We start from the raw sequence: 23,534 nt of genomic DNA on the forward strand, positions 1-23,534 counted from the left end.
TACTGTGAAAACCCTGTGGGAGAAATCTCTGCATGGCTATTTTTTTTAATAGTTAAAATAGAAATATGGTAGAATTAAATTGCAACTGAATATTGTTAGGGTGGTTGGTTGTCATTCTTCTTTCCGTTTCAGGAAAGGAGGTGATGATTATGGATACATTTCTTGATTTTCTACGTGAATTTTTGAAAGGAATCGTGCGTGAGGTGAGCGCTTATTTCTTTCGGAAAAACGTTTTAAAATACAAGAAAACCACCCTACGCCGTCGCAAGCAGAAGGGTGGTTCTCGAAAAACTAACAAGTAATTTGGCAACCACCACCCTGATGGTAGAGGTTGCAGGGAGAAGTGTCACTAACACTTCTCTCTTTATCTATATCCATTATACATAAATTTATTCCAGATTTCTAGAATGGAATAACGGTGTTTTGTTAAGTTTTTAAATAGTCAAGATTTTAAATACAGTACCTACTTCCATTATGAGTGACATATATAAAGAGCGGGTGGTAAAACTTTTACTATACCGTAGAGATTGGATACAGAAAACAGAGAAATTGGTGGAAGATTGGCTACGGATCCTTATGAGTTCGTTGCACCAATCTATCGTTAAGAAGATCATTTTGATTTCGATTTTTGAGCTGGTTGGAGGTATTATGAAGGAGAAAATGCCCTACATGATTTAAAAGTGGGAGACGAAGTTATATTTGAACTAGATGAAATAAATCCCGAAGATGAAAAAGCAGTTGTTATCATAACTACCCAATCCGCTTATAAATTAGGATATGTGCCTGCCTTTTATAATGGCTTTATGCATGATGTTATTAAAAATAGTGGGACATACAAAGCGAAAGTAGAGGGTGTTCATATAGATGCAAATCCACAACAAAAGGTGAATATTTCATTTGTCGGGGAAAGTGATATTACGGAATATCAAGGTGCGGAATTTGATATTATGGAGCGGGTTGAAATAGTTTAATCTATAGTTTAAAAACTGGTAAGCGGGAATCTGTTCTTACTAGTTTTTTATTGTCATGATGCTTGTTCAAATTTCTTCATTATTACCCAAGTTCACCGTGCTATTACCTAGGTTATGGGTCTTATCATCAATATTTTATTACTATTACTTAGCATATTTTCTTCGGGTGTGGGTTACTCGTGCAAGAGATGTGGGAAGTCATGCGAGGATGATGTGAACTCGTGCGAAGATGAGCCAAACTCGTGCATGAAGTGTTTAAAGTCATGCGAAGACGCGATAAACTCGTGCAACATGCGCATAAACTCCTACAACATGTGCTCAAACTCGTGCGACATGCGCTCAACCTCATGCAACAAGCACTCAAACTCATGCGGCATGTGCTCAAACTCGTGCAACAAGCATTCAAACTCGTGCACTCTATTTTCCATGACTTACTCCCAAATCCTTCTCCCCCTCCATATTCGCGCAAAACCCGATGAAATTTTCCATTTCCTGAATAAATCCCCCTTTTACATCAAATCCTTCTTTATATGTCGGCCATCCTCTCTGTATGAAAATTGCGGACACAAATTAAACTCTGATATAACTAGTAGTGGTGCATGTAAACGAATACAACGTGCAACATGCATCAATATAATCTATTAAATTTCATTAAAAGGAGACAAATTATGAGTGATGAACCGAATCAGATGGGAGAACGGACTACGTTAAAGAAATCCTTGAAGGCGCACTGGGTGTGGGCGATTGCACTTGGTTCTTCGATTGGCTGGGGTGCATTTGTGTCGCCGATTGATTGGATGTCTACTGCAGGGCCAGTTGGGGTAATTCTAGGGTTTTTAATTGGTGCTGTGTTAATGATGGTCATTGCGGTGAGCTATGGATTTCTCATTAAAAGCTTTCCCGTATCTGGTGGAGAGTTTGCGTATTCCTACATCAGTTTGGGACGGACACATGCCTTTATTAGTGGCTGGTTCCTAACGCTTGGGTACATATGTATTGTTGCTTTAAATGCATCGGCATTTGCGTTAATGTTTAAATTTGTCTTCCCAGCTTTAATCGAGAATTTGCATTTATATCAAGTTGCAGGCTGGGATGTTTATGGCATGGAAATTATTATTGCATCTGTTGCGCTAGGTCTATTCGGATTTTTAAATATTCGCGGGACTGGGTTAACAGGGCGTATGCAATTTATTTTTTGTAGCGTCATGATCTTAAGTATTGTCGTAATTACCTTTATGGTTGGGGCACAGCCTGGTGCTGGTTTATCTAATGTACAGCCATTTTTCCCTGCTGAAACAACTGCATTTGCAGCGATCATATCTATTGTTGCGATTGCACCTTGGGCTTATGTTGGCTTTGATAATGTCCCACAGGCTGCGGAGGAATTCCACTTTTCCTCAAAAAAAGCATTTATGTTAATTATATTGGCCATTCTTTTTGCAGCAGTTTTATACAGTTTCATGGTGATCGCTACTGCAATGGCACAGCCTTGGCAAGGACTTGCCGAACAAGGTGCCGCATGGGGAACAGGAGTCGCGATACAAGAACTCCTAGGCACGATGGGATTAGTCTTACTCGTCACGGCGTTAACGATGGGGGTTTTCACGGGATTAAACGGCTTTATTATTTCGTCTAGTCGACTTTTATTTGCAATGTCCCGTGCGAAAATTATCCCTGAGGCGTTTTCCAAGCTGCATCCGAAACATGAAACACCATATGTCGGGATTATTTTTACCGTTATCGTCTCGATGTTTGCGCCATGGTTTGGCCGTGAAGCATTATTATGGGTCGTTGATATGTCTAGTATTGGTGTGACCATAGCTTATTTCTACACATGTTTTACTGCCTTTTCGCTCTTTAAAATGAAAAAAGATGCCAGCTTCAATGAGGAAATTCACGTTGTTGCACCTGGGAAAAAGGCTGTCGCTGTCCTCGGAATGATTGCAAGTATCACGTTCCTCGCCTTACTACTCATTCCAGGCTCACCTGCATTCTTAGGAATCGAGTCAAGAATTGCACTAGTCGCATGGATCGCCTTAGGATTTATATTCTATTTTGCCAAACGAACAGAATTTAATAAAATCCCGAAAGAACAGCTCAATTACCTTATTTTAGGAAGCAAGAAAATTGTTGCAAAAAATCGGAAGGTAGAAAGTTAATCAGAACCCCAGTAGTCGAAAATGGCTACTGGTTTTTTCTATGTGGCTGTTTTCTAAAAGAATGTTGCTTTCTAGTATGAAACGTCTTGCATATAAGATGTATTATGCGCAGCAATTTTAAACCGCTGATTTCCACTTCGGGACAGTCGCTTTCACCACGGGCATAAGTGCGACATCTGTTCAAACTCTCTCTGTTCTTTTTCACAGTGTCTTCTTTACCGCAGGCACGGCCTCAGCCTCTTCTATAGAAAAGCGTAAGCGCCTTGGTCACACCCGATTAGAAAACTTGGCTTTTCGCCAAGTGGCGAAAGCCTTAGTTGCACTTATGCAGTAAGTTTTTTCTTATCTGCCAAGCTTAAGCCAAGCCTCGTGTGGCGGTTTTTGCCACAAAGAGGATTGACTTAAGACCTCGAGGGTGTAGGCGCTGTAGCTAGACATCGGAAGAAGATCACTTCCTGCTCAGGTCTTCGGACACGTGCTTTTCCTGCAGGAGTCGACTGTCCTTCGCTCCAATCAACGATCGTATTAGTAACAATAATGATAGGAATTATAATGCACAAATCAGCGAAGGAAATACACGAAGACTCCTGCGGGAGCAAAGGCATAGGTAAGACCCCTAAAGACGAGTAGCACGAGGAGGCTCACCAGCCACCCGCGGTAAAGAAGACACTGTGAAACGACCAGTTGAACAGATGTCGCACTTATGCCCCTGGTGAAAGCGTAGTGTATTTCCGTAGCGGAAATTATAGCTATAACTCTTAAAACACATCATACAGATTATGCGACGTAGAAAACAACAAAGTTAACAAAAGAGCCCTCTATGTAAAAATGAACCTCCCACTAACCCCTCTAAGATGATAAAATAATAACGATACATTACATTTCTAGGGGGATACAAATGAATAAGGCAGGACTACTCGCAACCATCATCATGGTCATCGCGATCATCACTATTACCATGACGATGGAAGATGAAACATTAACAAATGACGATCAGACAGATAATCAAACGATAAACCAATTAACAACCTATGATGAAAGACGAATCAATGAGCAGCAAGAAATCGACGCCGAACGGAACGAGACCTACGAAAATGGGGATTATACAGTAGAAAACCCACTCATCACTGTGGATCCATATGGAGTGACCCCATTAACAGCACTCATCATGTTTGAAACAGAAGATCCAACACAGATCACCATCACTGTGGAAGGAAAAGATGATGAAGCAGATATTTCAAAAGAGTTCTCAGACTTCAACACCCAACACGAAATTCCTGTGCTCGGCTTGTATGCGGATTCCACCAACACCGTAACCGTCCAAGCGACAACAGAAGATGGGGACACTCAAACTACTGAACTATCTATCCAAACAGAGGCATTGCCAGATGACTTTCTCACAACAGAGGTAGCCGAGGCAGACGCAACCAAAATGGAAGAAGGCTTAACCTTTATTGTGCCAAGTACCCGCTATGTGTATGGCGTGGATCATAATGCAGATGTCCGCTGGTATTCTACCTTGTGGAATTCACATGTCTTTAAACGACTAGAGAACGGAAATATTCTCTACATTACCAAAGAAGAGGGACAAGACCAGTATAATGAGCTGTTAGAAATGGACATGCTTGGAAAAGTGGAAAACGCCTATCTCGTTCAACTAGAAAACTATGAGGATACCAATGTTGTGCACCATGATGTGATTGAATTACCAAATGGAAATCTATTAGCGACTACACACGATACCAGTTCCGATTATATAGAAGATGAAATGACAGAAATTGATCGGGAAACAGGGGAAACTGTTCGTAATTTCAATTTCCGAGATATTTTCCCAGCATCCTTCTATGAGGACTATTACGGAGCTTCTGCTGCTGATGGTGATTGGTTCCACCAAAATGCGGTTTATCTTGATGAGACGGACAACACATTGCTCATTTCGAGTAGACATCAAGACTTAACAATGAAAATTGGCTATCCAGATGGCGAGATTAAATGGATTATGGCAGCACATGATAAATGGCCAGAGGAGTTCGAACAATATTTACTAGAACCACAGGGTGACTCTCTTAAATTCCCGGCAGGACCACATGCCATCATGAACATTCCTGATCAAGATAATGACGAGGCTACCACTGACTATCTCTTGTTTGATAATAATATCGTGATTACAAGAGGAAACAAAGATGTCAGTGAGGAATTTAGCCGTGCAGTGCAATATCGTATTAACGATGAGGACATGGCAATAGAAGAAGTATGGTCATTTGGGGAAGAACGTGGAACTAACTTTTACTCCAATATAGTTGGAGATGCAGATTTTCTACCAAACACTGCTAACCGCCTTATTACGTCAGGCTATATAACAGTGGAGGCTGATGAAGACGCAAGAAATAGTAGAATTATCGAAGTAACAGATCAAAATCCAGCAGAAGTCGTCTATGAGATTATCGTCTCAGACTTTGAGGAAGGAAGTCACCGACAAGCGTATCGAGCCGAGCGGATGAGGTTGTATGAGGAGTGACGTACCAATAAATATGCCTTTGCCACGATTTCTTCATAGATCACCCTAATATTGTATTGATTTTATGGCAAAAATATATATAATAAAATAGAATGACCCTATATATAAATGAAACAATGAAACTTTTTTAATAATGGAACGCCCAATAAATAAGTATATAGATTTGAAATGGGAACGTATTAGGGGGATTAAAATGCTGTATGTAGCTCTAGTGATTGCTTTTATAGCAGCATTAAGCATCACACCTTTTGTGAAAAAGCTAGCTATAAAAATTGGAGCAGTGGACCAACCAAATAATCGAAAAGTCCATAAAAAGATTATGCCCCGTTTAGGCGGTCTAGCCATTTTTATCAGTTTTCTGATTGGAGTACTCGTTTTCCTTCCAGAAACAATCAAAGCTTGGCCGATTTTAGTGGGAGGTATTTTGATCGTCGCAATTGGAATGCTCGATGATCTTTATGAACTAACGGCAAAGGCAAAATTCACAGGACAAGTTGTCGCAGCACTCGTTACCGTACTTGGTGGTGTGCAAATTGAATTTATGACACTACCATTTGGGGAGCGAATTGAATTTGGACTTATCGGGATCCCGATTACGATACTTTGGATCGTTGGTGTGACCAACGCAATCAACCTAATCGATGGCCTAGATGGGCTGGCAGCAGGTGTATCCTCTATTGTTCTATTAACGATTTCTGCAATGGCCATTTCGATGGGGAATATGCTAATTGCTCTAATTGGCTTTATTTTATTAGGTAGTACCTTAGGATTTCTTGTATACAACTTCCATCCAGCGAAAATCTTTATGGGTGATACAGGATCCTTGTTTTTAGGCTACATGGTTAGTGTACTAGCTGTCATGGGTCTATTTAAGAATGTTGCCGTGTTCTCGTTAATTGTGCCAATTATAATCCTTGGGGTACCAATCCTTGATACGACACTCGCAATTATTCGTCGTATTATCCATAAAAAGCCGCTATCTGCACCAGATAAATCACATTTACATCATTGCTTAATTCAATTAGGCTTTAGCCATCGTCAAACGGTCATTTTGATCTACGCATTGAGCAGTTTGTTTAGTATAGCAGCAGTTCTATTCACCCGTGCCACTGTATGGGGATCTACGTTTCTACTAATTGCGATCTTGATCGTGATAGAACTCGTTGTCGAAATCACAGGTATTGTCGGTAAAAATTATCGTCCAATAATGAAGTTAGCAAAAAGGGTTAGTTCTCCCACGCGGTAATGGGAAACTAACCCTTTTTTTATTTAGCATTTAGTGTTTTGATCGCAAGTGCTGCCGTGTCTTGTGCACCTTGTCGTAACGCAGTAACTAACCTTTTCAGCGAATCGAGTTGAGCATATTCGGTTGCTAAAAGCTCCATCGCACTGATAGTTAGTGAATCACCACTCCAGTCCTCTTTTTCCACGTGTCCTGCAACTGGCAATGAGCATATATTTGCAAAAGCATCTATTTTAGGATCATAGGATAGTGCCACAAATGGTGTATAGCTAATTGCTGAGAAAATAAGTGAGTGTAGACGCATTCCAATCAATAAATTTGATTCACTGATAACTGCTATTTTCTCTTCAATCGAAGCTTCTCCTGGTGCAATGAAGCTTTTTGCATGCATATAAGATGCTGTTTTCCTCGAAACTTTCTCATCGATCTTTCCATGCATAGGGATAAAGACAATAGCGTATCCTTTCTGTGCAAGCTGATCTAAACTTTGTGCAATCTTTTCCAGATAGGGAACAGATGATGACCAATCCCTTACACTTACCGTGATAAAGTCACTTGACAATTCCTGTCCGTTTAACCAACTACTAGTAAAAGAATGATTATCCAGTCCGATGACGGGATCAGGAACTACTTGGATGACTTTTTTCACCCCAATAGTCGTTAGCAGGGCCTTAGAATCCTCATCTCGAACGGTAATCCCGTGAACCTTATTTAAGGTAGTACGCACCATCCATCTACTTAGAGGCTTATTAAACGGTCCCATCCCTTGTGCATAAATAAATACTGGCTTTTTATACCACTTTGCAATCTTTATGATCCCTGTATAGTATGGGATTGTTTTCATCCCTGTTTCATCCTGTAAAAGACTGCCACCCCCACTAATGAGACCATCACTTTGGCTGATGATACGACGAACCTCATTTAAACGCCAGCGATTGACAGCTTTTACCTGATAGGCATTTTGTGTATGGTTAGGGTTATTCGAAAGCACCGTAATGTCGATGTCAGGCTGTATTTTCCGCAAGCTTTGAATGATGGATAATAAGATGGCTTCGTCCCCGACATTATCGAAACCATAATATCCAGATAAAACGACATGCATTTACGATGACCTCACTTTAATTCGTTTTGAGATGTATTGATAAATTACGTTATATAGATAAATGAGTATTAAGCCAATGATATACCCAATAATTAGGCTATAAACTGTTCTTAGAATTGAAATATATAATGGAATGTGTAAATGGGTAAATGTATTAACAATTGACAAAAACCCAATAGAACCTAAGATTAGCAGTAGTTTCCCCCATATATTTTTAATTGGTATCAAGTAAAGACCTAACATGTATAATGGAAATCCGATTAAGAACTCTTTTGTCCTTGGTCGAACATATAAATATTCTTCTAACTTTTGTCGAACAATTATCTCCAACTCACTAACCATTCCAGCGTTGCCTGTACGACTTATATAATAATACCCTATCAATCCTGCAATAAATATAACAGCTAAATGCCAGTATCTAATAGGCATATTCATATATCGTTTTAGTACTTTTCCATTAGCAAGTGCTAGACCTTGTCTCCAGAGTAAATATAGTGCTAAAAGTACGATTGGCAGACTATAAACAACCTTTACACCTCTAAATTGCTCAAACCCAGTAAGAAACGCATTTCCATTTAACAGACCTACCACAATCATAATTCCTACAATACTAATACCTATAGCTTTTACATACTGTTTGGTTATCTGTATGACAGTGTTTATATGATGATTTGTAGAAGCTACTATCGCTAAAACAGGTGTCACTACTGCAATAATTAAGGCAAAGCCCTGTAATAAAATAAGCTGCTGTGTGAACAAATAAGCTATTGCTACTAGTCCCATAAAGATAAGAACAGCACTACTTAGTTTGGTGCTTGTTGTCATATAATTTGTTCCAAGATATGTAAATAAAATACCAGCTGATAGAAGGACAAGTTGAATCCAAACAGGTACATCAATAGGTTGAAAAGGTTTTGCTGTTCCGATAGTAAATTGATTTGGCATTTCTATTTGAACCGTTCGGATAAATTCAGCTGCACCTTCTATACTAGCTTTTGGCTCTGTTTTCTCCAAATGTAAAAAGATCGATCGTATATTTCGTTCTTTAACAGCTCGGGTGATTCGATCTACGTTTTCTTCAAAGGTATCGTTATTCAAATTAATACTGTGGAGACGAACCACATCATAATTTGTAGTGTTTGCAATGGTAGTAAGACCTTTTTGGTTCATAAATTCAATGGTATAGAATTGGTAGCCGATCCCATGTAACTCCTCTGCCCATGTTGTTACTTTCCCCGTATCGGAGTGTCCAATAACCTCCATTCCAGAGAATAAAATCTTGGAGCCATTCTCATCATATGCCTCCCTTAGGTCTTGTACCAATTGTTTATTCCTGTCACTATCTTCGTTTTTTAAACGGACAACATACTCGAGTCCATGTTGCTGAACTTGATCAATGGTTCCTTCATCATATCCTAACTGTGCATGCAGACTAGGATCCTCTTCCTCTGGAAAAAAATAAAGAGGTAAATCACCAATATGCTTTTCACGAACAGTAAAGTGAGATTGGATAATGTCATCATAGTATGATTCCGTTGGGATGGTTGTATAGAATCCATCTTCTTCCAAATCCACATTATGCTCTTGGTCCGTGAATAAGAGAGCATCCTCTAGTTGACTTTTGGTTAATACATCAAGTTTATCCTGATCATCTAGGCTATTTAAGGTAATCGGGTTTAAACTAACAGTTGTTAATCCTGCCTCTTTTAATGTGTGGAGTGCCGTATCAATGGTTAGCTCCCCATTTATTGCTACTTCTTCAATTTCGTGATAAGGAAGCACCATTTCATACGTATTATTCTCTGTTTCTGTAGTCCATCGATCATATAGGCCTGGTAGTGAAATGATAAGGAGTACGATGATAGCTCCCCATATCCAGTACTGTTTTTTCACGTTACTTCCGCCTTTCTGTCTATTTTCCGTTACGCTTATTTTAGTATTTTGCCAATAACAGGGAATTCTTTTAGTGTAGCTTTGTCTATTACTTTCATCATAAACAACTGTAGGAAGTAAAGAACTGCGCCTAGAAGAATAGCAAAAATGATATACAAAATTGCCTGTATTCTTGTCCATTCCTCCAAATGGAAGAACAACGTAGGAACTCCAATAAACGCACCCATTGTAATAGAGGCAAATACCATTTTAAGGTAGTCCCTATTGATGAAAGTAAACGTTATCCGTTGGAAGATATAGAAGCTATTAATGATAAATAATAGCATATAAATCAGCAAGGTTGATAAGGCAGCACCTTCTAATCCAAACCATTGAATAAAAAATATGTTGGAGAATATCTTCAACATAACACCAACCACGATGATCCTTGCTGCTTTATTTGCCAAATTTAATCCTTGTAAAATGCCTGTCCCGACAATTGTAAAGGATGTAAATACCGAACTAATACCGATAATAGCAAGGACCCAGCTCCCTTCAAAATCGGTAAATAATGCTAGGTTTAAGGGGAGGGTTAAGGCAAATAGCCCTAATGCAGCGGGCCAGGAAATCATGTGTGTCATGGTATGTGTCTGATTAATAATCGCTCTCGATCCATCATCATCCTGTTGATCTAGCTTTTTCGTTACTAAGGGAATAAGTGGTAGAATAATGGAAGTGGCAAATACGGTTGCGATTTGGACTAAAGCAAGTCCTCTTCCGTATATCCCATACAAATACGTAATATTATTCGAATCCACCCCTGTTGATCGTAATGCATAGGAAATAGTAAACGAATCGACAAAATTGATTAGTGCCATTGTAATTGTTCCAAATGCGATTGGAATGGATACAGTTAATATTTTTTTACTCCATGTTTTAAATACACGGAAGGAATATCCCGTTTCGCGTTTTACGTTTAACGGGGAACGGTTATAGCGAATACGTAAATAAATTAGAGAAGCGATTGCACCGACAATGGAGCCTCCCATGACACCACCAGCAACAACGGCATCTGTATATCCTTGGATCACAAAGTAATAGGCTATTCCTAGAATCAGTACCACTCGTATAAACTGTTCAATCACTTGTGAAATAGCAGTAGGCCGCATATCTTCATACCCTTGAAAGAAGCCTCGATACACAGCCATATAAGGAGCAATCAGTAGTGTTGCAGCCACTACAATTAGTGCTAATCTCGTTTCTGTACCACCTAAAGCTTGTGCAATAGGATTAGAAAAGCCATAGATGAGACTAAAACTGACTAATCCAAGCAAAAGACCTAAGATACTGGCTGTTTTGTAAATATTACTAATTGCTATAGTATCATTTGTCACCCTTGCTTCTGCAATTAGCTTAGAAATGGCGATGGGAATACCTGCAACAGATAATATAAGTGCAACCATATAGACGGGATAGACTAAACTAAAGATCCCTAATACTTCATCTCCGGCAATATTTTGTAGTGGAATTCGAAAAATACTACCTAATACTTTTGAGAGTAACGTAGCAATCGTTAAAATAAGTGTGCTTTTAACAAAAGTGGACTTACTCATGAAGAAGGCCCCTTCATTTTTTGCTTTACAATATATAGGACAAAGCGAGGTAAAGCGAGCATACGCCTCCAGCGACTAGGCTGTTTCAGTAGCCGGTAAAACCATTCTAAATTTAATTTCTGCCAAAAGGCTGGTGCACGTTTGACGGTACCTGCTATAACATCAAAGCTACCTCCTACCCCTATAAAAACACCATGTTTAAAAGAGTGCAGATTTTCTGCAATCCATTTTTCTTGTCTTGGTACACCTAATGCGACAAACGTAATATCTGGCTTTGCCGATTTTATCGATTCGGCTATATTATTATCTTCCCAGTTAAAGTATCCATTATGAGCCCCGACAATACGTATTCCCGGATAGTTGATTTCGATTTTAGTTTTGACAGTTTGTAATACGTTCTCATGTGCACCTAATAGGAAAACATTATAGTGTTTTTCGTTTGCTAATGTTAATAGTTGTAACATGGTATCATAGCCTGTCACACGTTCAGGTAAGGGATTTTTTAATAAACCTGCCGCCTTTACAATGCCAATTCCATCAGCAGTAATATATGTAGCCTGATGGATGACATTCATAAATGCTGCATCATCTCGTGCAAGTATTACCATTTCCGGATTAGCTGTCACAACAAACGTTTTTTCTTTTTGTTGGATACGCTTGTCTAATAAGGAAACAAATTGTTGAAGGTTTGTATATAGAAATGGGATACCCAATAGGTCTACCTGTTTCATAGGATGTTCTCCTTTAATTTAAATACTAGTATTGTTTAATTATATAACATATCAGGGAGGGAACCAATAGTAGATATATTAAAAATAAAAAGGGATGCCATAAATAACCCGTAGAGATAATTCTCTACGGGCTTCGTTTTATTCTCTTACATAGTCACCATGTATCCATGCTTCTTCGCCATTAAATTTAATTTTGTACCAGTTACCTTCTTTTATAAAATTACCATTTTCATCGAGGTAACTAGCCACAACATCGTTATTCTCTAGGGATCCCACTACGTCACTATTCATGTTAGGTTCATTTCTCACATTTAATGATGTATTAATATTGGTAATGGTTAATACATTTAAGTCAACATAATTACCAGAAACCCATCCTTGGTCTCCAGCTACGTTCACTTTATACCACCCACCATTTTCACCAATTATTTCTACTTCTGTACCTATTGCAAGCTTGCGGATTAAATTGGTACTTGTGACCACAGGGTAGTCTCTAAAGTTTAAGTCATTTGTATTTGTAATTCCGATAGCACCTTCTAATGACGTATTTACTGCATATTGCGCATCACCTGTTGGTTTTGGTGATGAGTCTGGTTGATTTTCGAAAACTGGAATATCAAATACGAGTTCATACGTATTAAGTTTGTCATATACTTCTTTAATTCGATCCGTTTGATTGATGGCCCAGCTTACATGTGTTGCGTATTGATGTGTACCTGGTTCATCTGGATTCCATCTCATTTTGTAGAGAGTATCTTGTCCACGATCAATGTAATACTCTCGGACAAATTTTGCTCCACCAATAATGGCATCCTTTGGTTCAAACCACTCTTCTTGGTATGCGTGAACAGCACCGCGAATATCGGTATATTCATCAACAGCATCAATTCCAAACATATTGTATATTTCCTTAATAGTAGATGCCTTCTTCATATCAAAGCTATCATTTTGCGTAATATCCCAATAGTATCGATCATTCTCTTCATCATGGACATAAGTAGCAATAAAGATACCATCAGGATGATTAACAGCCCATTTGTTTTCAGCTACTTCTCCTACTTTAATTCTTCCATCAGATAATGGAGATGTTCCATTTCCTGTTTCATGCAGTGCATGTGCTAGCAAATACGCTTCATTGATATTGTACGTTTCACCAGCCTGTACAAAGTCAGCCCCTTTTGCATCGAGAATTCCTTTATCGTTTAATATACTGTTGTTAACCTCTTCTGCATCTAGGTTTGCTGATTCTGATAATACAAGAAATTGCAAGTATTCAGGTGAATCGATGGCAACATTATAGGAGTTTGCATAGTACTCTACTAATTCTTTACTTGCAATAAAACGACCAGCTCCATCTACTTTTGGAGAGACGTTAGCTTGTATTTCTATAAAACGGGAAAAATCAACATCGTAAAGCGTTTCATTATATTGATGATCTGTCTCTTCCTCTGGAGGATCTTCTTCCGTATTCTCAAATGTATCTAGCATTCGTTTAATAACGGTTCCTGCTGCTGCGCGGGTAGTATCATCTAATGGTGCAAATGTATTGCCTGGTTTTCCCTTAATAATGTCAAAGGCTAATAAATGTTTCACCGCAGGACGTGCCCAGGAGTCAATTTCTTCGCTATCATTAAACGAAAGCGTTCCTGCCTCTGTTTGAATACCTTTGTAATCCAATGCATTTTTAATGATTTCAGCCATTGCTTGTCGGTTAATTGTTTCTTCAGGTTTAAATGTTCCCTTGTCTGTTCCATTCACAATGCCATATTTATTAGCAGTAATTACTTCATCAAAAAACCAATCATCTGGTTCAACATCTGAAAATGGGCTCTTTGTATTAGTTGCTTCAGGTAAATCCAAAGCTCGTTTGACTAGGGCCGCAAAGGCTGCACGGCTAATTTTTTCATTCGGGTTATACTTCCCTTGAGATCCTTCCATTATCTCTTCTGCAATAAGTACTCGTAAATCATCCTCTGCCCAGTGACCTGTGATATCATCGCTTGCTTCAGCAATACTAGGAAATAGGATGAATAGAGTTAGAATGAATGTCATACATGTTCTTATCCTACGTTTCACCGTTTGGTCCCTCCCTGACTATCAATCTATTAGAGTTAAACTTATAGTAACATATTGACCAAACACGAAGAACCTGTATATATCGAAAATAAGTAAAAAGGGAAACTATTAATCTAGAGTAATAGGTAATATGGTTTATAGAGATAATCTCTTATGGTCCACAGATACCTATGAAGTAAAGGTTTTTAGATAGAGGTTACATATACATTGACTGTAAACTAGTTCATAAATGAGAAAATCTTACCAAATTAAGATCAAACAACTAATATTTTCTAGTAAAATAGGAGTTATACCAGTTGAAATTTCACATGATTGGTGTATCATAGTATCATAAGCAAATGATCCATGAAACTATCAAAAATCTCAGTTATTAGACCGCGACAGTTGACTCATATTTTTATATTTCATATACTAAAAAATGAATCATTGGTTATTTGCTCAAACAATCTATTATTCTTGGAAACACTTCCAAAATACTTAGTACATAAGTTTTATATGTTCCCAGAATAATAGTAATTATAATTCTTGTAGGGAGGAATACATTAATGTCTAAACAAAAGACAAATCGTAAAGTATTTGCTACAACAGCAAGTGCAGCATTAGTAGCATCAGCTGTTGTACCAGCAGCTGTAGCAGCTGAAAGCGTTAGTTTCCCTGACGTTGAGAACGATCCTGGTAATACTTGGTACAAAGACGCTGTTTATAACTTAGTAGGTGCTGGAATCTTAGAAGGGGATGAAAGTGGTAATTTCAACCCTGGCGATGCTATGACTCGTCAATCAGCAGCACAAACCCTTAAAAAAGCAAAAGGGTTAGAAGCTAGCGAATCTGCTGGGTTTAATGATGTATCTGATGATGCTTGGTATGCAGATGCAGTAAACGCAGTTGTAGAAGCTGGATATATGGACGGGATCCCTGGCAATAAATTTAATCCAGGTGGAGAGCTTACTCGTCAAGCAGCTGTGAAAACACTTGTAGAAACATTTGGTTTAGAAGGTGAAGCAGACCTATCATCTTTCTCAGATGTTGACGACATTCCTGCATGGGCAATCGAAGATAAAAACTATTTTGCAATTGCAGTTGAGAATGAAGTGCTTAACGGTGAAGAGGTAAATGGAGAAACATTCTTATCTCCTCAAAAAACAATTTCACGTGCACAATTCGCAACAATGTTAGATCGTGCTATTAAAGCAGGAGAAGCAGAAGTAGAAACTCCAGCAGTTGAAAGTGTAAGTGCGATTGACGCTACAACAATGCAAGTAGTGTTAGATGGTTCTGTATCTGAAGAAGACCTTTCTCCTGAAGATTTCCAATTTGATAATGGACTAGAAGTTATCGATATTATTGTTGAAGAAGTTCCATTACAAGTTGCAGCATTCCAACTTGCAGAAACTCCTGAAGAAACAAAAGTTCAAACAATTGTTACCCTAATTACTACTGAGCAAGAAAAAGGTGTATCTTATAACTTGGTTAGCTTTAAAGGTGAAGAGCCTGAAGCACCAATCGAAGTAGCTCCAGCACCAATTCAAGTTTCTGAAGTAACAGCAACAGATGCTACTACAGTAGAAGTTTCTGTAGATGAAGACGTTGAAGAAGCAGATTTAGAAGATAAAGTAGTAACACTAGTATCAGGTGAAACAGAACTAGAAGCTACATATGTTGCAGAAAGCCTTGAAGAAGGTGTAGCAGAATTCGAACTAGCTGAAGAAACTGAATTAGAAGATGCGGCTGAATATACTGTTTCTGCTGATTGGGCTAAATTCGATGAAGGTACTTTCCAAGCTCGTGTTGTAGATGAGTATATTGCTGGTTTTGAAAAAGTATCTACTGAATTAACTCAAAATAACGGTTATTTTGAAGTTCAATTTGTAAACCAATACGGTGAAGTTTTTGAAACTGATGATACGAGTGTAGAAATTGATAGTGCATCAGTTAATGGTATGCCATTAACTATTGACACTGAAGTGAAATATGAAAATAACAAAGTAACTTTTAATACAGATGATTTTACTACTGGGCATGAAATTGAAGAAGCGGACGAAGTTGTTGTTACATTGAAAAACACTGTTGGTGAAGATGATGATGTACAGGAATTCACTACGACATTAGAGTATACAGTAATTGAAGGTACAGAAGAAGATACATTAGATTCATTCTCCTTAAGTGCAGATACAACAGAATTTGCACATGGTTCTGAAACACCTGAATTAACTATCAATGCGAAAGACGAATACAACCATGATTTCCCAATTAATAGAAGTGATAAAATCCGTTGGGTAGTTAATGGTGTAGTTGTAGACCCAAGTTTAGATGATGGGGAGAATGCACTAATAACAAATGATTATAAATTCAATCCAGATGATGCTGGTGAATATGAGGTAACCGCTTATTATGAAGAAGATGCTAGATTCTCTAGTTCAGTTACATTTGTAGTAGGTGATGCTGAATTATCTTCATTAGATTTTGACGAAGTTACTGGTGATGAAAAATATAATCATGAAGAACAATTACTAGGAACTATTTCACCAAATCCTGGTGCAATCTTAAACGCATCTGATATTAATTTCGATATTCAAACAGAAGATGAAGAACTTTCTGCAGATGATGTAACGGTTGTTGCAGAAGAAAATGAGGATGGGGACATCGAAATTAAAGCAACTTCAACAGAAGCTGGAACTTACAGTATCACACCTTATGTGGGTGAGTCTGTTGATGCAGAAAATACAATTGCTCTTGAAAATGAAATTGTATTAGAAACTACTATTAACGACGAAGTTGTTTCAATGGACGAATTAGAATTTGATGCTACTGAATTAAAGACAGGTACAACAGTAGAAAAAGAATTAACTTTCCGTAACAAACATAACGAAATAATAGATGCTACTGATGGCGATATTAACGTTGAGAAATTCCCTTCAAATGTAACTACAGAACTTGTTGAAGATGAAAATGGAAATGTTACCAGCTTAACAGTAAACTCACCAAGTGCTCAAGAAGTGAATGTAAGATTAACAGTCGGTGAAGAACGCTATGATTATGTCTTAAATTTTGCTGATGCAGAACTAACCACAATTGGTTTTGGCCAAGAAACTATTACAGGTGTTGTTGCAGGAGATGAAGATGAATACGCTAAATATCAAACCGTTAACTTCTTAGACCAAGATGGTAAAGAAATCACTCTAACTGAAGAAGTTTTAAATGGTGATGACTATGAGTTAACAATTGAAGATTCTGAGGGTGAAGAAGTATCTTTTTCAGACCTTCTTTCTTATCAAACATCTAGTGGTGCTAGTGAAGATGAAATCGAAACAGAAGCGGATAAATATGCAGATGTTTCTGTAACGAATACCGATGAAATTGTGGCATTTAAAGTAAAAGCGGCTGAAGAACTTTCTAAAGATGAGTATACTGTTACTCTAACAAAAGTTGAATCAGAAGTTTCGTCCTCGTTCACAGTTGAAGTAGGTGATGCTCGTGCAATTAGTTCTTTAACAGCAGTTGCTGAAAATAATACGGTTGCTTTAGAAGGGTCAACAGATGTACTAATTACTCCTGAAGACCAATATGAAGCATTTAAGGCACTTGAAGAAGAACAATCTATAAAAGTTTCTTCTGCAAACGGTAATGTACAAGCTGGTCAAGTCGAAGAAGTTACAGATGATGAGACAGGTGCGATAGTAGGCTATAAAGTAACGCTTACAGGTGCAGCTAAAGGTGCTGACGAAGTTTCATTTACTTTCGATGACAATGACGCAGAAACAGAAAATAGTGTTCAAACTACTATTAATTTAATTGTAGACTCAGTAGGTAATTTAATTGATACTGTTAAAATTAATGAAGAAAATATTGCATCACTTTATAGTACAGAAGGTGGACTAGAAGAAGTTAAGCTAAGTGCTACTGCATATGATTCTTCTGATAATAAGGTAGCTGTAAACACTGAAGATTTAGATTGGTTCGTTGATACAATTGAATCATCAGAAGACATAAATGAAGAAGACTTTGATATTAATTCTGAAGGAGTTATTACAGTACCAGCAGAATTTAGTGGTTCAGTAACTTATAAAGTTCAAACTTCTAACATTAAAGAAGATACAATCACTTTAAACTTCAGCAGTGAAAGTCCAGCACCTGTAACTGGAACAACAGCTATTGTTGATGCTGATGAACTAGATGCAGATGAAGAAACTGAAGGGTTACAAATTGCACTAGATGGTGAAGGTAATGATGAAGAAAATGGTGTAGTAGGACTACAACTAACTGCTACTGACCAGTTTGGAGACCCATTTGTCATCAGTGATGATGAAGTTAATGATGCCAAAGTTACTACTGACGACACAGCAGTGTTAGACGTTGAGTTTATTGAAGGTGAAGACACGTTTGATGTTACTGCAAAAGGTGTAGGAAATGCTAATGTTTACGTTCAGTATAATGATGATATCCTAGTAATTAACTTTGATGTTACTGAAGAAGCGCTTGTTGCTAAAGCTTTAAATGATTTAAATGCTGATGAACTAGCATCTCCAACTCAACAAGCTGCTCTTGATGCACTAACAGAATATAGTGATTTATTAGGAGTAAATATTAATGATGTAGATAATGATTTCATAACAGAGTATAATAAAGAAGGCGTTGATTATTCCTTTGCTGGCCCAGTAGCGCAAGATGTTTTCGAAACAAGACCAGTTGAAGAAGGTTTCACTAGTATTAAACAAGTAACCACGAGAATAAGTGAGTCTACACAAATGAGAATTGCTTTCAAAACAGCTGTAGTTGATTCAAAAGCACTAAATGGAGATGCAACTGTTTCTGATGTAGCTAATATTCTTGAAAATGTAAAAATTGTTACTAATCGTCAAAAAACACTAAATGATTTCATCACAATTAATGATAAATCACTTACTCAATTTGTATCTGATTTAGATGATTTAATTGCTGCAATTAGTGATGATGGTTTAGAACAAACTACTCAAAATAACATTGTTGATGCGGCATCTAGTTATGAAGGTACTAATTTAGCACCATTGTTAAAGAGTATTTCAGATGTACTATCTACCAATACTTCGGAGCCAGGAACTGGCGATGAAGCAGCAGATTTGCAATAAAAATTTCTAAGTACTTTAGATAAAATTATTAAAGCTCTGTAGAGTTAGTTCTCTACAGAGTTTTTTTGCGAGTGACAGAATATGCACTAATGGATAGCAGGGCAAAAATTAATTTTAAGCTAAATTTAGTTTTGAATTTTAACGTAACGTAAGGTCACAGTGACGCCCCGAAGTTTGTCGTGTATTTTCGCATTTAAAAAATTCATATATTCGCATGAAAGACACGATAGGTCAGTTAAGGATTGCAGCACACAATTATTAATAATTACAAACTATATATTAATTACCAATATTCAGTCGTATGTATTTGTAATAAAATAACCTACTAATCTTTTATTTTTTTGAAAGTAGTAGATGGATAGTTTTTTATTTTAGTACTACTATGAATTTCCTCCTCCTTATATCTTGTTATAATAGATTAGCCAACAATGAATTGGTCACTTTCTTTCAAATAGTGCAAGAATTTTCTCCTTTGTAATTTTCCTTTTGATTTTAGATAATTTGTTTTTTAGGATTTCTCCCATCATCTGATTGTTTCCCTCTAGATGATTTTGCACAAAGTTTATAAACTCTTTTGTGTCTTCATGAAAATAGTTTATATATGTCTTTTGTATAATTTTAGGCAACTGATGGAAAAGTAAGCTATGTTTGAATCCACCTGGCTTTTTATGGAATAAATCTAAATGGCGAATGAGTGACAGTCCGTATTCACTCTTTCCATGCAGACGAGTATGACTAGCAATTATTTGGCCTTGATAGATACAGTGGATGATAGTATCTGAATAGTTTACATCTACTTTTTTTCCTACATAATCCGTTGGAACAGAGTAAAAGTTATTTTTAAACTGAATGAAGGCTGTATTTTTTACTATTCTTCTGTCTTGTTCTATATAAACAAAGTCTTGTTGTAATGGAAGAAGGCAACTTTTCTCTTCTTTAAACGTTGGATGTGTGTTTTTCGATCGTATTGACTTTCGTTACTATTTAGTTTTACAATCTCTGAATTTAAGTATTTATTTGCTTGTTCAATTGATGAAAAGGAGTCTTGTTTTGAAAAAATCGTATCTTTGATAACACCTATTGTCTTTTCAACATGTCCCTTCTCGTTGCCTTTCCGTACATTACAAAAACGGTGGTTAAATTTATGGTGTTTTGATAATGATTTGAGGACTTTGGAAGGTTTCTTCTTACCGTTTTTTGACTTTCTATGGTTTACAGCAAGACTCATATTATCGTAAACAATCGTCTGATAGACACCTCTACAATGGTTGAAAAATTGGTTATGCACATCTACAAAAGCCTTTTGGTTCTCTGATTCATAAAGAACAGCATATCGATAGTTGCTATATGCGCTAGTAAATACGCCAGCTTTTAAATGACGCATCTTCCCATCAATGTATATTGCAATATTCCCCCAATCAAATTCACAATATTGTCCAGGATAATAGACACACTTTATAAAGGCTTCTACCTTCTTTTCTTCTAGTTCACTAATCAGTCTACAGGTCGTACTGTAATGGATATCAAATCCATGGTTTACAATCTCCTGATGAATTTGCTTTTTATTTCGTTTAAGTTTGGATTGGCCTTTTTTCACTCTTGCTTTGTTTTCGTTGATGTAATGCTGTATTAGTTCCAATAATATATTCGTAACTTTATATCTATACTTTTTCCGTGGTGCACGAATAGACGCTTTTATGATGTGTGCATCTATTATCTTTTGATAGTCAGGGTTTGTATTAGACTTTTTCACAAAGTTCTTATCCAAACTTAAATAGCTTATTACACTTTTTACGCTACTATCCGCAGCTATTGCAATGTCTTCAATATCACTTCCTATTAAACTGTCTATTTCTGTATTATTAGCCAAAGTTGTATTCATATATAATTCCCCCCATAATTTGAAATGCAGTACTAAACATAAGATAATATTCGGTTCTATGCAACGATGTTTTATAATGGTGTTTATGTGATAAAGTGTTAGTGTTGTGGAAATTCTGTAGAGGGAAATAGTTGAATAAATACGAAACAATTTAGACTCTTGACCAGTTACAGAAGCTAACACATACCAACGTACGTTTTAATTGCTTTCGTAAAATATAAGGGGATAAATGCAATGTAAGGGTTTCTCCGTTAGTAAAGCGAATCATAGATTGTTTTGGGTTGTTTGCCGAGGCATTAATTTGAAGAACGTGAAGGTAGAAAATCCAGCTGCAATCCACATGGTCGGTTGGGAAAGTGTAGAGGTGTTGATCGGGATTAATGGGGATTGGCACTTTCCGTGTGAATCCGGTACGTTTAATTAGGATTTGCACAGTGACGCCCCGAAGTTTGTCGAATGAGAGGTTTAATGAGGAGGGAGAGGTTTGTGGAGTTGATTCCTTGGTGTCCACTTCAAAAAGTCCATCCGAGGAGATTACACAAAATTTCCTCAGATGGGCTTCTTTTCTTTGCATATTTTTCCGAAAACAGCTGAAGAAAAATGTAAAGTTGTTCTATTTTGATTGATGAAGAAAGAATCCTATTAAAAATAGGCATGACAAAAAAGCCTTCCCTATTCAATTTTTAAAAAAAGGCTCATCTTTTATTCTATGAAATTAAGATTAAGCAATCCGTTTGTAAGTATGATAGAGTCCATTCATCACTGGAGTTGCTTTCATTTTCACCTCTTCTACTTTCACAGGTAGATGTGTTGGTGTAGGAATCGGTGTTTGTCCACCAATTCCCTGGTGTGTTCGGTTCGTATTGTAGTAATTATGAATGTAATCATGCAGTAAGTGATAAAGGTGCTTTTCGTTTATAGGGATAATATAATCGGTACATTCTTGTTTGAGTGTACCAATCGTTCTTTCTGCATAAGCATTTTGCCAAGGTGACTTGTAAGCAGTTCTTTTAGCTTTAATGCCAGCTGTTTGCAAGAATCCTGAAAATTGTTGGCTCTAAATATCGGATCGTTATCATGTATTAAATATTTAGGTACTTCACCATTAAGGGGTAGCATTTCTGAATTGTTGTATGACACATTCTGTATTTGGATTCGGGGTATTATTGAAATGAATAATTCTTCTTGTCTTGTGATGAACAATGACTAAAACATATAATATTTTAAAGTTGAATGTTGGAATTGTGAAGAAATCAACTGTCCAAGTAACTTCTAAATGATTTTTAATAAATGTTTTCCAGGATTGCTTTTGCTTTGCAGTTGGAGGTTGTGGTTTCGTCAGTTGTTTCTTAGTTAGTAAGGGTGCCTATCACTTCCCGAAATTTATCAAGAGGAGAGCTATTCATCGCACTGAAGTGCTCGGATTTTTTTCACCTAATTGGTGAGTACATTCCATCGGATGGATTCAGTTTTATTCCAGACACTCATTTCGGCGTTGGCGAATACAAGGAAAAACTCTTTCATATGTATAAGTATCGCTTATTGAAATCGAAATTAATGCTCACTTATTATTGACGGGTTTGGACTTGAAGCAGCCATTCAGCCTTTAAATGAGGGGTGATTACGATTTTCAATACAAGCTGTGATCAGTGATGGCTTAGTAAGATGGATGTTGGCTTGGGAAGTGACGCCAAAGTATTAACCCTGCAAAACTTATCAAGCAAATGAAGGATGATAAACTGTATAAATGATATCACTAGGACACTCGTATTCTATTTTGTAGGTGTAAATTTTGCCCTTACCAAAGATTAAGGTTTTTGTAAAATAGCTATATAAAGATAGCGAGGTGTTGCGATGAATTATTTTCTTCTGTTTATGATTATTTTTTTGTTTCTTAGATGGAGTAGGCAAAGTAAGGATGCGGCAAAAAACAGTGAAAATGAAACAATTGGGCAAACGATAAAGAAAAATGGAAAATACTACACCAATATTGGGGACCTTGATGACAATGATAATTGGGTGATCACTGGGAAGTACGAACCTACTTATTATGTTCAAGTTTACCAACTGGAAGAGGAGTTGTATAAAATAAAAATCGATGATCAACCAAGTAATTATGTGGTAGAGGAGTGGGAATGTGAACCTGGTGAAGTGGAAATGATGGTTCAAATGCTAACTCGATTATATTCATCAACAGGCACTGTTCAGATCGATAAGTCGAATGAAGAATTACTTGTAGAAATAGAAAAAAATTTATTTTGA

15 protein-coding genes and 1 pseudogene are annotated in these 23,534 nt (G+C 37.2%); 7 read left to right on the top strand and 9 right to left on the bottom strand.

Annotated features, from left to right (window positions below):
* The first annotated feature begins 149 nt into the window (after positions 1–149).
* The 5 genes and pseudogenes from GHC26_RS01975 to GHC26_RS01995 all read left to right on the top strand — a co-directional run bounded on the left by GHC26_RS01975 (position 150) and on the right by GHC26_RS01995 (position 6,894).
* Entirely contained in the window at positions 150–302 is a 153-nt protein-coding gene (locus tag GHC26_RS01975) for a hypothetical protein (RefSeq protein WP_163969562.1), read from the top strand.
* 342 nt (positions 303–644) lie between these two features.
* Positions 645–971 (top strand): annotated as a pseudogene (locus GHC26_RS15825) (HIRAN domain-containing protein); the annotation flags it as partial.
* Between the two features lie 689 nt (positions 972–1,660).
* On the top strand, positions 1,661–3,130 hold the full coding sequence (locus GHC26_RS01985) for an APC family permease (RefSeq protein ID WP_163969772.1): 1,470 nt from the start codon (positions 1,661–1,663) through the stop codon (positions 3,128–3,130).
* A gap of 898 nt (positions 3,131–4,028) precedes the next feature.
* The gene (locus tag GHC26_RS01990; RefSeq protein ID WP_163969563.1) at positions 4,029–5,648 is read left to right on the top strand and encodes an aryl-sulfate sulfotransferase; all 1,620 of its coding nucleotides are present in this window, start codon (positions 4,029–4,031) and stop codon (positions 5,646–5,648) included.
* Positions 5,649–5,841: 193 nt separating this feature from the next.
* Positions 5,842–6,894 (top strand): glycosyltransferase family 4 protein, encoded by a 1,053-nt coding sequence (locus GHC26_RS01995; RefSeq protein ID WP_163969564.1) that lies wholly within the window; start codon positions 5,842–5,844, stop codon positions 6,892–6,894.
* Between the two features lie 19 nt (positions 6,895–6,913).
* Here GHC26_RS01995 and csaB read toward each other — a convergent pair whose 3' ends face one another.
* From csaB to GHC26_RS02020, 5 genes are all read right to left on the bottom strand, one after another.
* Entirely contained in the window at positions 6,914–7,993 is a 1,080-nt protein-coding gene (csaB, locus tag GHC26_RS02000; RefSeq protein WP_163969565.1) for a polysaccharide pyruvyl transferase CsaB, read from the bottom strand.
* Positions 7,994–9,886 (bottom strand): DUF5693 family protein, encoded by a 1,893-nt coding sequence (locus tag GHC26_RS02005; protein WP_163969566.1) that lies wholly within the window; start codon positions 9,884–9,886, stop codon positions 7,994–7,996.
* Positions 9,887–9,921: 35 nt separating this feature from the next.
* A complete protein-coding gene (locus GHC26_RS02010) occupies positions 9,922–11,478 on the bottom strand; it encodes a putative polysaccharide biosynthesis protein (RefSeq protein WP_163969567.1) in 1,557 nt (518 codons plus the stop codon).
* Positions 11,475–12,209 carry a WecB/TagA/CpsF family glycosyltransferase gene (locus GHC26_RS02015; RefSeq protein WP_163969568.1) on the bottom strand — a complete coding sequence of 245 codons (735 nt, stop codon included), beginning with the start codon at positions 12,207–12,209 and terminating at the stop codon, positions 11,475–11,477. Before GHC26_RS02015 ends, GHC26_RS02010 begins: the two co-directional genes overlap by 4 nt.
* A gap of 138 nt (positions 12,210–12,347) precedes the next feature.
* Positions 12,348–14,285, bottom strand: coding sequence for an S-layer homology domain-containing protein (locus GHC26_RS02020; protein WP_163969569.1), 1,938 nt, complete (start codon positions 14,283–14,285; stop codon positions 12,348–12,350).
* 545 nt (positions 14,286–14,830) lie between these two features.
* Here GHC26_RS02020 and GHC26_RS02025 point away from each other — a divergent pair.
* Positions 14,831–19,390, top strand: coding sequence for an S-layer homology domain-containing protein (locus GHC26_RS02025; protein WP_163969570.1), 4,560 nt, complete (start codon positions 14,831–14,833; stop codon positions 19,388–19,390).
* Positions 19,391–19,827: 437 nt separating this feature from the next.
* Here GHC26_RS02025 and GHC26_RS16140 read toward each other — a convergent pair whose 3' ends face one another.
* The 4 genes from GHC26_RS16140 to GHC26_RS02040 all read right to left on the bottom strand — a co-directional run bounded on the left by GHC26_RS16140 (position 19,828) and on the right by GHC26_RS02040 (position 22,308).
* Positions 19,828–20,358: a Mu transposase domain-containing protein gene (locus GHC26_RS16140; protein WP_404821761.1), complete on the bottom strand. Its 531-nt coding sequence runs from the start codon at positions 20,356–20,358 to the stop codon at positions 19,828–19,830.
* Complete coding sequence (gene istA / locus GHC26_RS02030) at positions 20,277–21,272, bottom strand: IS21 family transposase (protein ID WP_163969571.1); 996 nt, start codon at positions 21,270–21,272, stop codon at positions 20,277–20,279. Before istA ends, GHC26_RS16140 begins: the two co-directional genes overlap by 82 nt.
* Before the next feature lie 151 nt (positions 21,273–21,423).
* Positions 21,424–21,846, bottom strand: a complete 423-nt coding sequence (locus GHC26_RS16145; RefSeq protein WP_226376820.1) for a competence protein ComK — start codon at positions 21,844–21,846, stop codon at positions 21,424–21,426.
* Positions 21,847–21,993: 147 nt separating this feature from the next.
* Positions 21,994–22,308, bottom strand: coding sequence for an integrase core domain-containing protein (locus GHC26_RS02040; RefSeq protein ID WP_163969573.1), 315 nt, complete (start codon positions 22,306–22,308; stop codon positions 21,994–21,996).
* Between the two features lie 818 nt (positions 22,309–23,126).
* Here GHC26_RS02040 and GHC26_RS02045 point away from each other — a divergent pair.
* Complete coding sequence (locus tag GHC26_RS02045; protein WP_163969574.1) at positions 23,127–23,534, top strand: hypothetical protein; 408 nt, start codon at positions 23,127–23,129, stop codon at positions 23,532–23,534.

The sequence above is a fragment of the Oceanobacillus halotolerans genome (genome assembly GCF_010993955.1).
GTDB lineage: Bacteria > Bacillota > Bacilli > Bacillales > Amphibacillaceae > Oceanibacillus_A > Oceanibacillus_A halotolerans.

Bases quoted from the DNA above. Each gene is read 5' to 3' on its own strand.
- GHC26_RS01975 (WP_163969562.1), top strand. From the start codon at position 150: ATGGATACATTTCTTGATTTTCTACGTGAATTTTTGAAAGGAATCGTG.
- GHC26_RS01985 (WP_163969772.1), top strand. From the start codon at position 1,661: ATGGGAGAACGGACTACGTTAAAGAAATCCTTGAAGGCGCACTGGGTG.
- GHC26_RS01990 (WP_163969563.1), top strand. From the start codon at position 4,029: ATGAATAAGGCAGGACTACTCGCAACCATCATCATGGTCATCGCGATC.
- GHC26_RS01995 (WP_163969564.1), top strand. From the start codon at position 5,842: ATGCTGTATGTAGCTCTAGTGATTGCTTTTATAGCAGCATTAAGCATC.
- csaB (WP_163969565.1), bottom strand. From the start codon at position 7,993: ATGCATGTCGTTTTATCTGGATATTATGGTTTCGATAATGTCGGGGAC.
- GHC26_RS02010 (WP_163969567.1), bottom strand. From the start codon at position 11,478: ATGAGTAAGTCCACTTTTGTTAAAAGCACACTTATTTTAACGATTGCT.
- GHC26_RS02015 (WP_163969568.1), bottom strand. From the start codon at position 12,209: ATGAAACAGGTAGACCTATTGGGTATCCCATTTCTATATACAAACCTT.
- GHC26_RS02025 (WP_163969570.1), top strand. From the start codon at position 14,831: ATGTCTAAACAAAAGACAAATCGTAAAGTATTTGCTACAACAGCAAGT.
- istA (WP_163969571.1), bottom strand. From the start codon at position 21,272: ATGAATACAACTTTGGCTAATAATACAGAAATAGACAGTTTAATAGGA.
- GHC26_RS16145 (WP_226376820.1), bottom strand. From the start codon at position 21,846: ATGCAAAGAAAAGAAGCCCATCTGAGGAAATTTTGTGTAATCTCCTCG.
- GHC26_RS02045 (WP_163969574.1), top strand. From the start codon at position 23,127: ATGAATTATTTTCTTCTGTTTATGATTATTTTTTTGTTTCTTAGATGG.